This is a genomic window from Paraglaciecola aquimarina (genome assembly GCF_032464635.1).
In the GTDB taxonomy this organism is placed as follows: Bacteria; Pseudomonadota; Gammaproteobacteria; order Enterobacterales; family Alteromonadaceae; genus Paraglaciecola; species Paraglaciecola aquimarina.
The window spans coordinates 1,910,943-1,924,709 of record NZ_JAWDIO010000002.1 but is presented as its reverse complement, the minus strand read 5'-3'; the positions used below and the strand labels follow the sequence as shown (position 1 = coordinate 1,924,709).

At 42.5% G+C, this 13,767-nt stretch carries 9 protein-coding genes and 2 pseudogenes; 7 read left to right on the top strand and 4 right to left on the bottom strand.

What is annotated here, in order from left to right:
• Positions 1–103 precede the first annotated feature (103 nt).
• A pseudogene (locus RS130_RS09765) lies at positions 104–1,085 on the bottom strand (transposase).
• A gap of 160 nt (positions 1,086–1,245) precedes the next feature.
• Positions 1,246–1,950: an outer membrane beta-barrel protein gene (locus tag RS130_RS09760; RefSeq protein WP_316025797.1), complete on the bottom strand. Its 705-nt coding sequence runs from the start codon at positions 1,948–1,950 to the stop codon at positions 1,246–1,248.
• 486 nt (positions 1,951–2,436) lie between these two features.
• Here RS130_RS09760 and RS130_RS09755 point away from each other — a divergent pair, with 486 nt between their 5' ends.
• The gene (locus tag RS130_RS09755; protein ID WP_316025796.1) at positions 2,437–2,601 is read left to right on the top strand and encodes a hypothetical protein; all 165 of its coding nucleotides are present in this window, start codon (positions 2,437–2,439) and stop codon (positions 2,599–2,601) included.
• A gap of 76 nt (positions 2,602–2,677) precedes the next feature.
• On the opposite strand, the gene RS130_RS09750 is transcribed toward RS130_RS09755, so the two are convergent.
• Positions 2,678–3,250: a VC2046/SO_2500 family protein gene (locus RS130_RS09750; protein WP_316025795.1), complete on the bottom strand. Its 573-nt coding sequence runs from the start codon at positions 3,248–3,250 to the stop codon at positions 2,678–2,680.
• A 212-nt stretch (positions 3,251–3,462) separates the two neighbouring features.
• On the opposite strand from RS130_RS09750, the gene RS130_RS09745 reads away from it, so the two are divergent.
• The 6 genes and pseudogenes from RS130_RS09745 (at position 3,463) to RS130_RS09720 (ending at position 12,405) form a co-directional block, all read left to right on the top strand.
• Positions 3,463–5,565 (top strand): trypsin-like serine protease, encoded by a 2,103-nt coding sequence (locus RS130_RS09745; protein WP_316025794.1) that lies wholly within the window; start codon positions 3,463–3,465, stop codon positions 5,563–5,565.
• A 451-nt stretch (positions 5,566–6,016) separates the two neighbouring features.
• A complete protein-coding gene (locus RS130_RS09740) occupies positions 6,017–7,171 on the top strand; it encodes a TolC family protein (RefSeq protein ID WP_316028018.1) in 1,155 nt (384 codons plus the stop codon).
• Between the two features lies 1 nt (position 7,172).
• Positions 7,173–8,405: an efflux RND transporter periplasmic adaptor subunit gene (locus tag RS130_RS09735; protein ID WP_316025793.1), complete on the top strand. Its 1,233-nt coding sequence runs from the start codon at positions 7,173–7,175 to the stop codon at positions 8,403–8,405.
• A 41-nt stretch (positions 8,406–8,446) separates the two neighbouring features.
• Positions 8,447–9,823: an efflux RND transporter permease subunit gene (locus RS130_RS09730; RefSeq protein WP_316025792.1), complete on the top strand. Its 1,377-nt coding sequence runs from the start codon at positions 8,447–8,449 to the stop codon at positions 9,821–9,823.
• 28 nt (positions 9,824–9,851) lie between these two features.
• Positions 9,852–11,614 (top strand): annotated as a pseudogene (locus RS130_RS23730) (efflux RND transporter permease subunit).
• 290 nt (positions 11,615–11,904) lie between these two features.
• Positions 11,905–12,405, top strand: coding sequence for a prepilin-type N-terminal cleavage/methylation domain-containing protein (locus RS130_RS09720; protein ID WP_316025791.1), 501 nt, complete (start codon positions 11,905–11,907; stop codon positions 12,403–12,405).
• A gap of 30 nt (positions 12,406–12,435) precedes the next feature.
• Here RS130_RS09720 and argJ read toward each other — a convergent pair whose 3' ends face one another.
• Complete coding sequence (gene argJ, locus RS130_RS09715) at positions 12,436–13,680, bottom strand: bifunctional glutamate N-acetyltransferase/amino-acid acetyltransferase ArgJ (RefSeq protein ID WP_316025790.1); 1,245 nt, start codon at positions 13,678–13,680, stop codon at positions 12,436–12,438.
• Positions 13,681–13,767: the final 87 nt, after the last annotated feature.

Here is a 13,767-nt window from a genome sequence, read left to right as displayed (position 1 = left end):
ATGTTTGCGGGTATGATGACGTGATTTTGTGGGGTGTGGTGAATATCAGGCGTGCTAATTCTCAACAGCGATGTTGATGAGGTTTGTTACTTTGAAAAAAAGGCTAAGCGTGTTTGAGTAGGGTTTTGGCTTTACCTATGCCTCGTATTTTTTGATGTTGGGTGTGTAGGCTGAAGTTTCGCATTAAATGTTCACTGCCTACAGCGTAACAAAAGTGCTTTTCGAATTCTGTGGTTAAGGTCAACCATTGTTCGTCGTTTAGGCCTAGCCTTTGTAGAATGGGCTGTTGCTGTGTATCGATTAATCCTGACTTATCATCTCTGATAACACGACCTGTGGTGTCGATGAGGTCGCAGTAATCTTTTAGTGAAAAAGCGATGCCTCTCGGCATGTTTTGCCTTAGGGTTGCCAACAAATGGCATTAAACCTTTGGGTTGCTGGTGTTGTCTCAAAGCTTGTATCCGGGTTTGAATACTGGTGTGGTCAGAGTCCTCAGGTGTGTTGGCCATATTGGCGCGAATGGGGTTTAAGTCCACGTAAGCCATGCAGGCCAGTAGGGCGGATTTATCGAGTAGTGCTTGAGACTTAAACCGTCCTTCCCAGAATCTGCCTGTGCAGGCATCTTCTTTGTTGGCTTCTCGGGCTATGTACTCATTAAGATTACGCATCAACCAACTGATGTCATACAAACGCATCCGGTAAATTTCAACGGTTTCTAGAAGGGTATGCCGTTCACTCTTGCTCAACGTGTCATCTCGCATAAACCGCTGCGACAACAAGGTGCCTTTATGCAGTTGATGCCAGCGAACGAGCACTTGTTTCACCGTCCAGCGCTCAGCCAAGGGTTTGTTCACGCACAGCACCACATGAGTGTGATTGCTCATCACCGCATAGGCGCAAATGTCGATAGCAAAGATGCGGCTTAAATGAAGCAAGCGTGTTTCAACCCAAGCCCGCCTATGTTCATAGCTCTGGCCTGTCAACGTATCTTCACCACACAAAAATGAACGGCGAACACAGCGTGAAACACAATGATAATAAGGGGTGTCGACTAAACTGATTTGGCTTTTACGAGACTGAGGCATCATGGCCATCCTTGGTTGAATCACTACCATTAGTCTAGTTCAAATTGCGGATTCGTCGAATTTAATTATGGGTGTCTTGATTGGGGGGGCATGGGTGTCTTGATTGGGGGGGCAGTGCTGGTGAGCACTGCTGTACTTGGCCTCATTCCATATTGTTCATCTAAAAACGATAAGTGGTATAAATACCAGCTAATCGCTCTAAACTGTTGTCGAGCTTGTAACCATTTTCTTGCGCATCAAAATTTGAGTAACCCGCAAATACGCCCATGTCGATATTATTGGTATAGGCGTAATTCAAACCCACACTCACTTGATGCGCGTCTTGCTGCACAAAGTCTTTTAGGTCTCGGTATGTATAGGTTACATTTGCAGTCCAATCTTTTACGACATTTGCCTGCATGCCCAATGAATAACGGTACTCATCTTTGTTCTGCAACTTTTCTTCATCCCACTTCACATAACCTAAGGAGAAAAGCATCGCGATATCTTGATTGAGCACATATTTACCGTTTAAGTCGACACCATAACCAACTGAGTCTCCATGTAATGTTGACTCTTGAAATCCTCTAACACCTACACCTATCGCTAATTCCAAGCCAACGTCGTTGCCCGGTCGAGCTAAAACACGATAATTAATCCCGCCTAAACCAATAGTTAAGTTATCCGTTAATCCATAAGCGGCACTTATATTAAGCTCCCTGCGACTTTCATCCTTCTCTTCTCCTATTGCTATCGCACCACTAACTGAAATGGTGCCATCTGTTAGAGTTAGAGGTCGTAATACTGGGTTTTGAGGATACTCCCTTTCTGCAAAAGCAGATGATGAGGCCAAGAATAAGGCAATGCTAGTAAGAGTTTTTTTCATAATGATAACTTCCTAAGTGAAACTTTCTAATAAACGATACGAGAATAATAAGCTCATCACTCATATGTTTCTTGAGGCACTTTGTAGAAGAAATGTACGACTAACGTAAGCAAATGTAAGATGCAAAAATTGGCGTTATGGCCGCCCCCTTTCTATTTATGACGGCACAATCTATAGCTAAGCACTACCTTAGCTCTCAATTTGTTTAGCTGTTGGTATCAATTTCCCAAGCGCGGGCGGAGCCAATACTCCTCGAAACTTTCACTGGTGGCGTAAAAATGTTAACAAGAGACTATGGCGTCAATAGCTAATTTACAGCCTTTGGGGCTTCCCCCACTCGGCAATGGTTGAACAATTGAAGCGCATGTAAATTGGCATGATTGTGACTTCCAGCTACGCAATCTATAGAACCGTAGGCAAAACCAAGATTTCTTAGTTCAGCTTGAATGCCACTTACTTCAACAGCGGGAGCCAGATGATCGAGATATGAATTTTAGTCGTACTTTCATTACAGCTAATAAGTTACCTGAACTCGATGTATGGACTCCACCAACCTACACCGCAGATAGTATCGACTCAAACAAAATGAGTCCATATATCGAGCTAGGGTTAATTGAAGTAAAAGTATACTGCGGGAACCAATTAGCTTAACCAACATAAGAAAGGCCTGTTGCTACTTTTATTTTTCTGATGTCAATTGCTTAGGCTTAGTGGACAGCTTTATACATTATACGGCTGTCGTTAGCTCTTGTAGTATGTCGTATAGGCCTGCTTCATTTACGTCAATTGTATTATCAATTTTTTGCTGTAAACGATTTTGCGTGGGGTAGCTGCAATTGGCCATTACTTGAGCTTCAATCTGCAACGGGTTGTTAAACTGTGACAATGGCTCTGGATGCATGGCTAACCAAAGTTGGGCGCTATGTATATGACCTGCACTGACTAGCATTCTAGTCTGAGAAATATTTTGCCAACTTTCGGCATCGGCCATAAGCGGCGATGAACGATAAAAATGCAAGGTTGATGCGGTTGTTTTGTCTAATTCTACGGCTGGAGGTTCGTATAGCGTTGGACGATATAAGTTGTTTTGCTCTAACATCGCTAATAGTAAAGCAAACTTAGCTCCCTGTGCTGAAGCTCTATTAATTTCTCCATTTAATTCGCGATCGCGCACTATCACTGGATCGAGTCCTGTCAGTGGAGTTTGTTCAGTAACGTCATTAGGCGCGAGCAACAGATCATCCAGATGTAAATTCGTCGTTACTGAGGTTATCGCATCATTCAGCCAAGACTTGAGCAAGTATTTACATCTATTCTCCTCTCTGCCCTACTTTTGTATAACGGCAAGTTATCAAAAATTTATCACAATGACTGATTTGCACCTATATTTGGTTGACACTAGGCGGCGCATCAATGACGATGACAAATTCAAACTATTTACCCATTCCATAGCAGTAAGGTGAGCAAGTTATGTTTTATAAAATAAACTTCATATGCCAAATCAAGGAATTTATGCATAATCCCATTCAGCAAAAGCGTGCGCTCGTGACCTTGGCATTGACGACTTTTATGGCGTTACCCATTGCCTCCAATGCCGCTGATTCGACCACTCGTCCTAGCACTCAAGCAAATACCAACATCATTACACCCAGAATTGTCGGAGGGGAAATAGCATCTCAACAAAATTGGCCGTGGATGACGGCATATGTTTTAACTTCTCAAGCCGTCAATACATCATTGTCAGTTAATTCCGCTCTATACCAAACTCAGCACTTTACTTCAGGTCCTAGTGGCAATGTATCTGGCGAGATAGTTTCTTGTGGTGACGGCCTACAACCCTGTGTAAATGTACAAAAGAAAATTTGCTTAATTAAGCGAGGAACCAATACTTTTGCCGAGAAAGCGCTTAATTGTGAAACCTCTGGTGGCGTCGGGGCGATTATTTATAATAATGTTGAAGGTTTAATATCGGGCACGGTGGGCACCGACTTTAGCGGACGTATCCCTTTAGTTGCGGTTACTCAAACAGAAGGGGAGCAATTACTTGACTTAGTCGGTGAGACAGCCGAGATAAGTGTTTCTGCAGTGAGCAACTTACGCCAAGATGCCACATGTGGTGCGTCGTTTTTGGGTGATAAATGGGTTCTAACAGCCGCTCATTGTGTGGACTCATCTAATGCATTTTTATTCCAAATGAATGTGGGGGAGTATGACCTATCTGATGGTGCTGAAAATGCTAGCCCTATTGCTAATATTTATATTCATCCCGATTATGACGCAGACGCCATTAACAACGATATTGCCCTTGTAGAATTGACCGAATCAATTAATGCTCCGGCCGTTCGCTTGGCTAGCGATACTACGACTAGAGAAGCCGCTATTGCCAACTCTACGGCAACCGTGGCTGGTTGGGGAGGCAGAACAGGCTACGTTGCAGGAGAAGGCCCCACCTCTAACTATCCCAATATATTGCACCAAGTAGATTTGACATTATTGAGCAACGAGCAATGTGAGCGAGAATTTTCGAATGGTACCATTACCAATGCCATGATTTGTGCCACAAGCATTATAGAACAAGGCTCATGCCAAGGTGATAGTGGTGGTCCTCTTGTCATTAACACGAATGAAGGATTACAGCAGGTAGGTATTGTTAGCTTTGGTGTGGGTTGTGCCGATCCAGAGTACTCAGGAGTATATACCCGAGTGGCAGAATTCACCGATTGGCTGGATGCCCTAACCGAAGGGATTGCCATTCAGCAATTACAGGATTTTGGCATTGTGCCTGTCAATTTCGCCACCAGCGCATCGCTAAAAGTAGTAAATAACTCAGGCACCACAACCAACGTCAATTTTAACATTGAAGGAGATACTGCCTTTAGTTTAGACGCCAGTGATTGCAATACCTTAGCGCCAAGTGCTAGTTGTCAGTTAGTGGTTAATTACAATCCACAAACTACGGGCGACGATTTAGCCAAGATTATTATCAGCACTAACGATAATATTAAGGTTAGCCAAGCAAAATTAGTGGGGTTCGCCGTTGGCCCAGCAAACTCATTATCAGGCGTAGCAGGCCCCAGCAATAATAACTTGAGCTGGTATTCTGGTGGTGACAAAGCATGGGTTAGCAACGCCACAGAAGGGGTAGAAAGTGGCAATATTGGTGACCGAGAAGAGAGTATTCTATTAGCCTTGATTAATGGCTCTGGCTCTTTGAATTTTGACTGGGGAGTGTCTTCAGAAGTAAATGAAGAGGAAGGCGAAGATCCATTCGACATTTTACAGTTATACATAGATGGTCAATTAATTGAATATATCAGTGGTGAAGTTGATGTACATACTTATGCCGATGAAAATACCCCACTAACTTTAGGCGATGGTTTTCACCTTATTACTTGGGTCTATAGTAAAGATCCCGCCACTGCAGAAGGTGAAGATAAAGGTTTTGTTCAAAATGTAACCTTTATAGCTGACCAAGTTGTCACACCGCCAACCGCCCCCACTCCAACCGAGCCAACGCCTAGCCAACCTAGCTCAAACAACGCTTCAGGGGGCGCAACAACTTGGTTACTATTAGTCATTGCTAGCGTGATTTGGGTTCGACGAAAGTCATCATAATTAAGTTATCTAGTATACAATCAAAGCCAGCAGTTTGTTGGCTTTGATATTTTTAACTCCCTCTGTCTCCCACTCCCAAGAAGTTATACTCAAGCTCCTCGAAAGTAACATTACACAACATTTACATTTAAATCCCTTTTTCACGTGAAAAAATATTATGATCGGAACTTTATAAAATCTTATGTAAAATAGCGTAGCTTGATGGGTAAATTTTTTCTTTCCTGTACATTTCTGTTAATTACTGCCTGCAGTTCTACTTTAAATAGAACAGATGTTCCGCTGCCCGAAACTCACTTTATCCCTGACGCATGGTTTAATTCCAATCACCCTATCAATCAAAACATTACGCAACAAAATCCCAACTTATTAGTCATACCGCAGCACTTGCAAAAAATTCTGCAACAAGCCCAGTTCGACAACCTAACGGTAAAGGTAGCCTTGGCTCGTCTTAATATTAGTCAAGGCAACAAATCAGGCCACTCATGCAAGCCAACTACCCGACGTAGATGCCACCCTAGGCTCTCGTAAACAACAAGTATTAAAAGACCAAGACAAATCTCTGCAAAATTCCTATTCAGCTAGCTTCAGAGCAAGTTGGGAGCTAGACCTATGGCAAAAATTAGCCTCAACCCGCGCTGCATCTGAGGCAGATTTACAAGCTGCAAAGTTTGACCTTGGAGCGGCCAAGCAATCAATCATAGGGCAAGTATTGTTACGTTATCTAGATATACAACAGGGTCAAGAATTGGTGTATTGGTCTAAACAAAACCTAGCGAGTCAACAGCGAAGAGTGGATATAACCGCTCAACGTCTAGATTCTGGATTGACCAGCAGTCAGGATTACCGTTTAGCATTAAACAGCTTGCACAGTATTCAAGCAGCTCTTAGCCAACAACGCTTAAACCTTAATTTAGCGAAACAGAGATTCAACTTATTGCTAGGAAAGTACCCAAGTACACCTATCGAAAACAGTAAGGAGGAAATTGGCATTCCTAAACTTATTGAGGTGATTTCCCCCAAACAAGTCCTGCAACAACGTCACGATTTAGTTGCAGCTGAATATCGCCTACTGAGTGCCCATTATCGTAGTAAAGAAGCCGATAAGGGCTATTTGCCTGATATTAATATTGGTGCCAACATTCGCGCCAACCGAGAAGAACTCAGTCAATTATTTGATTGGAAGTATTGGTTAGCTACGTTAACCGCTGACTTAGTACAACCAATTTTTAACAATGGTACTATCGATGCGGATATCAAACTAAAACAAGCTCGACAAGATCTAGCTTTAGCCCAATACCAACAAACACTTTTGACGGCTTGGCAAGAGATTGAACAAGCACTCTACGCTGAGCGAATTCAACGCCAACGATTTGTTGCACTAGACAAAGCTTTCAGACAAATCCATGCCGCCGAAAAACGTACTATAGAAAATTATCAAAATGGTTTAGCCAGCAGTTTTGAGTTACTAAACTTACAAACTCGTCGGATTAATGCCAAGGTTAATCTGATCCGTAGCCGGTTTGCGATTTTATCAAATCGAGTTAACTTAATTTTAGCTTTGGGTGAGCCCTTCCCCATCGCCCGTCATTCAAGCGAGACTTTATAATATGCAACCCGTCGCACGTAACATGTTAGTTCGAAAGCTCATAAAGTGGCTGGTCGCCCCCGGTATTTTGTTATTTATTAGCTTAGCCGTGGTGAACTGGTTAGATAGCAATAAGCCGCAACCTAACGAACGCCCCACCCGAGTGAAGCTAAATAAGGTGTTTGTGCACGAGTCAATCCAAGCTAGCACTTCACTAAAAGGTCATAGTCAGGGCCAAATGTTGCCTACCGAAGATTTAGAAATTCGCAGTGAAGTAACGGGCAAAATAGAGATCCTGTCAGACAACCTAGTGAATGGCGGCAAAGTGACTAAAGGCGAGTTACTGGTTCAAATTGACCAAAGCGATTACCTGCTTGAAGTCATCCAAAGACAATCAAGAGTGGCTCAGGCAGAACAGCAACTAGCCAAGGTAACAGCAGAAACTGAATCGGCACAACGAGAACTTGCCGACTTGGGCCGTAAAAACCCTTCCAGCTTAGCCAGAGGAATACCTCAACTAAAACAAGCCGAGGCGTCTTTAGAAGCCGCTAAAGCTGACTTAGCTATCGCTAAACTCGCTTTAAAAAGAACCCAAATATTTGCACCTTTCGACGGCCGAGTTGAAAAAGAAACCTTAACTAAAGGCCAATACTTAAATCGCGGAGGCGTAGTTGCCAAAATACATGGCAACGATGTCATGGAAGTAAGACTTGCAATGAACGCCGAGCAATTTACTCAAATAGGCCTGCCTCTGGATTATTACAGCCATTATCAAGATTCTAAATTCGACGTGAATTTAACCGCTCAAGTAGGACAAAGTGCATTAAAGTGGCATGCCAAGATAATCCGAGTAGAAGCGGCTATTGATAGTCAAACCCGCAGTTTGTATGCGGTTGCAGAAGTCCATAGCCAAAAAGGTCAACAGTACCCCTTGCTTAAAGGCTTGTTTGTTAACGCTGAGATCACCGGCCAATTAGTCGATAACGTAACTGAATTACCTAAATTGGCATTACGTAGTAATGAACAATTATGGGTAGTAGACGAGAACAACCAACTTAAAGTAGAAATTGCGGATATTGTGCAGCGTAAGCCAGACTCAATTATTGTCAGAAACTTACCCGATCACAGCTTAGTCATAGTATCTGCTTTGGCCATTCCAACTTCAGGCATGCCAATTCAGCCATTATTACCCAATGGGCAAATAGCCCGTAAAAGAACTCATCAGACGATCGAACCAATCAGAAAAAAGACGTAACAACAAAACTGATTCTCCTCAAAAATTAGCAAAATTGGGCCATGAAAATGCAAAGTAACTCGATTTTAGCTTGGTGGATACGCAACCCCATAGCAGCCAATTTAGCCATGCTAATACTCATTGTAGCTGGCAGTATGGCTTACATGCTAACCATCGAAAAAGAACCTTTTCCTACCGTACGTTTACCGATCATGGATGTTCGCATGACGTGGCGAGGGGCCAGCCCTAGAGACATCGAAGACCAATTGGTTGTGCGTTTTGAAGAAGCGGTGAAAAACGTAGAAGGGATAAAATCCGTTGTATCTAACGCCTTCGAAGGGCGCGCTCATGTTGTTATTACAGGCGAGGAACGAGTCGACAGACGAAAGTTCTCGGATGACATTCGCGAAAAAATAAACTCAGTGAATGGTCTACCAAGCGACGCAGAGAGACCAATAGTAACGGAACGTATCAAGCGCGATCAAATGATAAGAATTGCCCTACACGGCAATATCGATGAGTTAATGCTGAACAAAATAGCTCAAGAAATCAGACGAGAAGTCGCTGCATTACCACTGATCACTAATGTCGACATCAATGGTGATACCAATGAAGAAATATCCATTCAAGTCACTGAGCAAAAATTACGTCAATACGGACTGACCTTCAGCGAAATAGAAGCAGCTGTGCGCAATAACTCTATTAACACTTCCGCTGGAAGTGTATTTGGCGAAACCGAAACTTTTCGTTTAAACGTCAGAAATAGAGCAGAAAAACAAGTCGACTTTGAAAAAATAATTGTTCGCCATTCACCAGATGGAGCCATTCTAAGATTGGGAGACGTCGCCACGATTTATGACGGCTTAGCAATCAGTAAACGCTACTCATCCTTCGACGGAGAAGTGGCATTGTTAATCGACGTATACAACGGGGATTATATGAATATTCCTGTTATGTCAGCCAATGTTAGAGAGTATATTGAAGAAAAAGTTAAACGCCTGCCAGATGGGGTTAATCTAACAATTTGGGAAGATTGGAATAACGCCTATCAAAGTCGACTAGACACCATATTTAACAATGCAATTAGCGGCTTAATACTAGTTTTCAGCCTACTCCTGCTGTTTCTACAACCTCGTATTGCACTGTGGGTTTCTGTGGGGATAGGCACCGCCTTTGCCGCTGCATTTTGGTTATTACCCAGTTTTTCAGTGTCTCTTAACATGTTGTCTCTATTCGCCTTTATGATGGTCATTGGCATAGTGGTAGATGACGCCATTGTTATTGGTGAAAGCATTCATAAACAACATGAACTTGGGCATCATGGTGAAAAAGCCGCACTTTTAGGCGTACAAGCCGTAGCCAAACCCGTTGTATTTGGCGTGCTCACCACTATTATAGTATTTATGCCCATGGCATTTTTACCTAGGCAGCACAGCTGAATTTACACGCACCATTGCCATAGTGGTGATGCTAGCTTTATGCTTCTCGTTGTTTGAAGCTTTGTTTATTTTACCTTCTCACTTACGCCATTTACCCGATGATGAGCCAGGCAATAAACCATCAAAGTTAGCACGCTTTCAAAAGAAATTTGCCGATTTTTTAACTTGGGTTGGCAGTCATATTTATGGTCCATTTATCGACTTATTACTGCGCTGGCGATATATAGTGGTAGCGATATTCATTCTTGTTTTTTGTTTGTCGGTTAAACTTTTAAACGATAATTTTGTTTTACAATCCTTTGAACCCAAAATTGAAGCCGACACCATTCGGCTAAATATTTCTTTGCCTGAAAACGTCTCTTTTGAAAGAATGCAGCAAGTACTGAGTCAAATGAACGCAGGCCAAGAGAAGCTAACTAAATATGTGGCTGACTTAAGCAGCGACGGTAAAGGCGAATTCATTGCTCATCACTACAGCCGCATTTATGGCAGCACCATCGCCAGTTATCTAAAACTAGTACCTTATGATGAACGGATTATTGATACTGACACAGCCACCAATTTATTGACTGAGTATATTGGTGAAATTCCTGATGCAGAAGAAATTCAGTTCAAAGCCACCTTGAATGAACGAGAGCCCAAAGTGGCCTTTATGGTCCAAAGTAATAATATTGACGCTATGACTGTGGCGGTCAAGGAGCTCAAGAATCACCTTGCGGAATATGACGATGTATATTTAGTTAGGGACAGTTTAGCCCGCGGTAGCAAAGAAATTATGTTTACCATGAAACCTGGAGCAGAGGCACTGGGCGTAACACTAAAAGATATAAGCCAACAAGTTAAACAAGCTTTCTATGGGCAAGAAGTGCAAAGGTTGCCGCGAGAAGGGGTGATTCCAGAGTTAGGGTTCACTACACTAGGGCTGAGAGAGAAAATATAGATTCTTTGTACTCTTTAAAAATTCGCACAAGGCAAAAAAATGAAATACCTTTAGTGAACTTAGTCAATATCGAGCTTAAACTAGGGATCAGCCGTATCCAGAGACGAGACGGTATGAAAGTCGCTTGGGTATATGCGGACTACGCTGGAAACAACTTGAATGCATTAAAAGAAAAAATTAGAGCGGATTATTTAACTGAGTGGGCAAAACGTAACCCTGAAGTAAATATGGACAGAAAAGGCCGCTCACGCAACCAAGACGAGTTCATGGATAAAGTCTATCATTATGAAGGGTTGGCGTTATTTATCGCCTACGTACTGATGGCTGTCGCATTTAAATCCTATACTCAGCCGCTGTTGATTATGTCTGCCATTCCTTTTGCTTTTACTGGCTCTATCTTTGGGCACCTTGCCCACAATGTCTATTTTGGAGCGTTTTCAATGTTAGGCATTTTAGCCGCAGCAGGGGTAGTGGTAAACGATAACCTAGTATTGATAGACTGCCTGAACAATTTACGGGCTCAAGGTAAAAGCTCATTTGCGGCAATAAAAGAGGCTTGCCGCTCCCGTTTTAGGCCAATATTTCTCACTTCTTTAACCACTTTTGTCGGCCTTATCCCAATGCTTTCAGGAGACACGGAACAGGCAAAATTTTTGGTGCCTATGGTGGTGTCACTTGCCTACGGGGTAGTATTTGCCACACTTACCACGCTAATATTTACCCCTTGTTTATATTTGATAGGGATAGACGCAGATAAAGGGATACACCACGCCCTGCATTTCTGGAAACATCTAGACAAACCAGTTGAGGCTAAAGCAATAAAAACGAGAACCCCAAGTCGCGATCATTAAACATCAATAAACAACTCTTTAACCTATTTTAAATTTATTTTACAAAGGGTTACAGTATATGTTTACAATGTATCGCCTTTTGAGAGGCCTACACTAGGCTCAACAAACAATTTGATTTTAATAGCGCGTCATTTTATTGAACTTTGGCACAGTGGATTAGTAACTAAGCTGAATCCTGGATAAGACGAACTTCTGACTAACGCTCTTTTTTGTGTCTAGTGGCGTTGGATTGTTTGGCTTAAACGATACTTCTTATCCAGAACTCAGGTTAACTAAGATTGCAGGTAGTAATGATTAAAAAGAATAAAACGGGATTTACATTAGTTGAACTCATCATTGTCATTGTTATTCTTGGCATATTAGCCGTTACAGCGTTACCAAAGTTTATAGACTTTCGCTCTAATGCAATAGTCGCATCAAGTCAGAATTTAGCAGGCACAGTTAGAAGCGCCTCCGCCTTAGTCTACAGTAAATCTGTAATAGCTGGTGTTGCAAAACAGCCGTCTGCCGAAGTTAGCATAAATGGACAAACGGTTGATGTCGTTTATGGCTACCCAGCGGGAACGAAGGAAGGTATTAGCGCTGCCATAAACTTTGATGAAGGTGACTGGGCAAATGATCTCAAAGATAAAGAGTGGCACAGCCGAGCGAGTATTTATTCTGGTGCATGGGTTTACTGGCACGGCAATATTTCAGAAAACGCTGGAAACATACAGTGTTATATTCGTTATCGGCAATCGACAGGTGTCAATATGGAACCCGTCATAGACATCGAACTCAGTGAATGTTGATAATGGCTATCAACATTCATAACAACATCATTAGGTTCGATACTCTGCATTTATGCGCACATAATCGTAACTGAAATCACAACTCCAGATAGTAGACTTTTCAGAACCACGATTGAGTTGCACAGTAATATCAATTTCAGCCTGTTGCATAATGTCTTGACCGGCACTTTCTGTATAACTCTCTGCTCGCCCTCCCTTTTCAGCAACCAATACATCTGCAAAATATAATTCTATTTGATCTACGTCCAAGTCTTGCAAAGAAGTACACTCTCGAGAAGCATATCCAATCGCCGCTAACACTCGACCCAAGTTAGGGTCAGAGGCAAACATCGCGGTTTTTACCAGAGGGCTTTTGGCGATAGCAAAACCAACCGTCTTAGCCTCATCGACTGACTTTGCCCCTGCTACGTTTACCGTAATAAATTTGGTCGCCCCTTCACCATCTCGCACTATTGCTTTGGCTAAATACTGAGCGCTTTCAAGCAATGCATTGAAAATATCTGCATAGCCTGGGTCTTCTGGGCTGGTGATTTCAGGATTTCCCGCTTTACCGCTGGCGATGATAATAAAAGAGTCATTGGTAGAAGTATCACCATCAACTGAAATACAATTAAACGACAAATCGGCAATGTGTTTGGTCATTTTATCTAACAAAGATTGCGAGATAGCAGCATCGGTGGCCACAAACCCCAACATAGTCGCCATATTGGGGTGGATCATTCCTGCCCCTTTAGATATCCCAGTAACTTGTATTGGCAAGCCTGCTAGCTGACAGGATGTAGCGTAGGCTTTAGGTGCCACGTCTGTTGTCATAATTGACCAAGCGGCAGGTTTCCATGCATCCTCGGCTAATTTTGACACAGCAGGTGCGATGCCGGCCAACAATTTATCCATAGGTAAGTGCTCTAAAATAACCCCTGTAGAAAAAGGTAAAATTGAATTAACTGGCACCTTTAGTAACTTAGCTAAATGCTCACAACTGGTTAACGCATCTCGCATACCTCGTTCACCAGTACCCGCATTAGCATTACCAGTATTAATAAGTAGCGCGTTAATTTGCTTCGACTCTGCTAAATGACGTTTACAAATATGAACCGGCGCGGCACAAAAACGGTTTTGCGTAAACACCCCAGACACTCGGCTACCTTCTGCGACTTCAATGACTAATAAGTCTTTGCGATTAGGCTTTTTAATGTTGGCCTCAGCCCAACCTAAACGGACGCCTGAAACCGGTGGCAATATTTGATTTTCAATTGAAGGTAAATTTACTGGCATAGTCTATTAATAAGATAAAAATAATTGCGACGAATATTACTTTGCCCTGTTCTGATATGCAAAAAAAGCAGCATAAAAGCACTGACA

What these genes read in the sequence shown, in the direction of transcription:
- RS130_RS09760 (WP_316025797.1), bottom strand. Translation starts at nt 1,950, where the DNA reads ATGAAAAAAACTCTTACTAGCATTGCCTTATTCTTGGCCTCATCATCT.
- RS130_RS09755 (WP_316025796.1), top strand. Translation starts at nt 2,437, where the DNA reads ATGAATTTTAGTCGTACTTTCATTACAGCTAATAAGTTACCTGAACTC.
- RS130_RS09745 (WP_316025794.1), top strand. Translation starts at nt 3,463, where the DNA reads ATGCATAATCCCATTCAGCAAAAGCGTGCGCTCGTGACCTTGGCATTG.
- RS130_RS09735 (WP_316025793.1), top strand. Translation starts at nt 7,173, where the DNA reads ATGCAACCCGTCGCACGTAACATGTTAGTTCGAAAGCTCATAAAGTGG.
- RS130_RS09730 (WP_316025792.1), top strand. Translation starts at nt 8,447, where the DNA reads ATGAAAATGCAAAGTAACTCGATTTTAGCTTGGTGGATACGCAACCCC.
- RS130_RS09720 (WP_316025791.1), top strand. Translation starts at nt 11,905, where the DNA reads ATGATTAAAAAGAATAAAACGGGATTTACATTAGTTGAACTCATCATT.
- argJ (WP_316025790.1), bottom strand. Translation starts at nt 13,680, where the DNA reads ATGCCAGTAAATTTACCTTCAATTGAAAATCAAATATTGCCACCGGTT.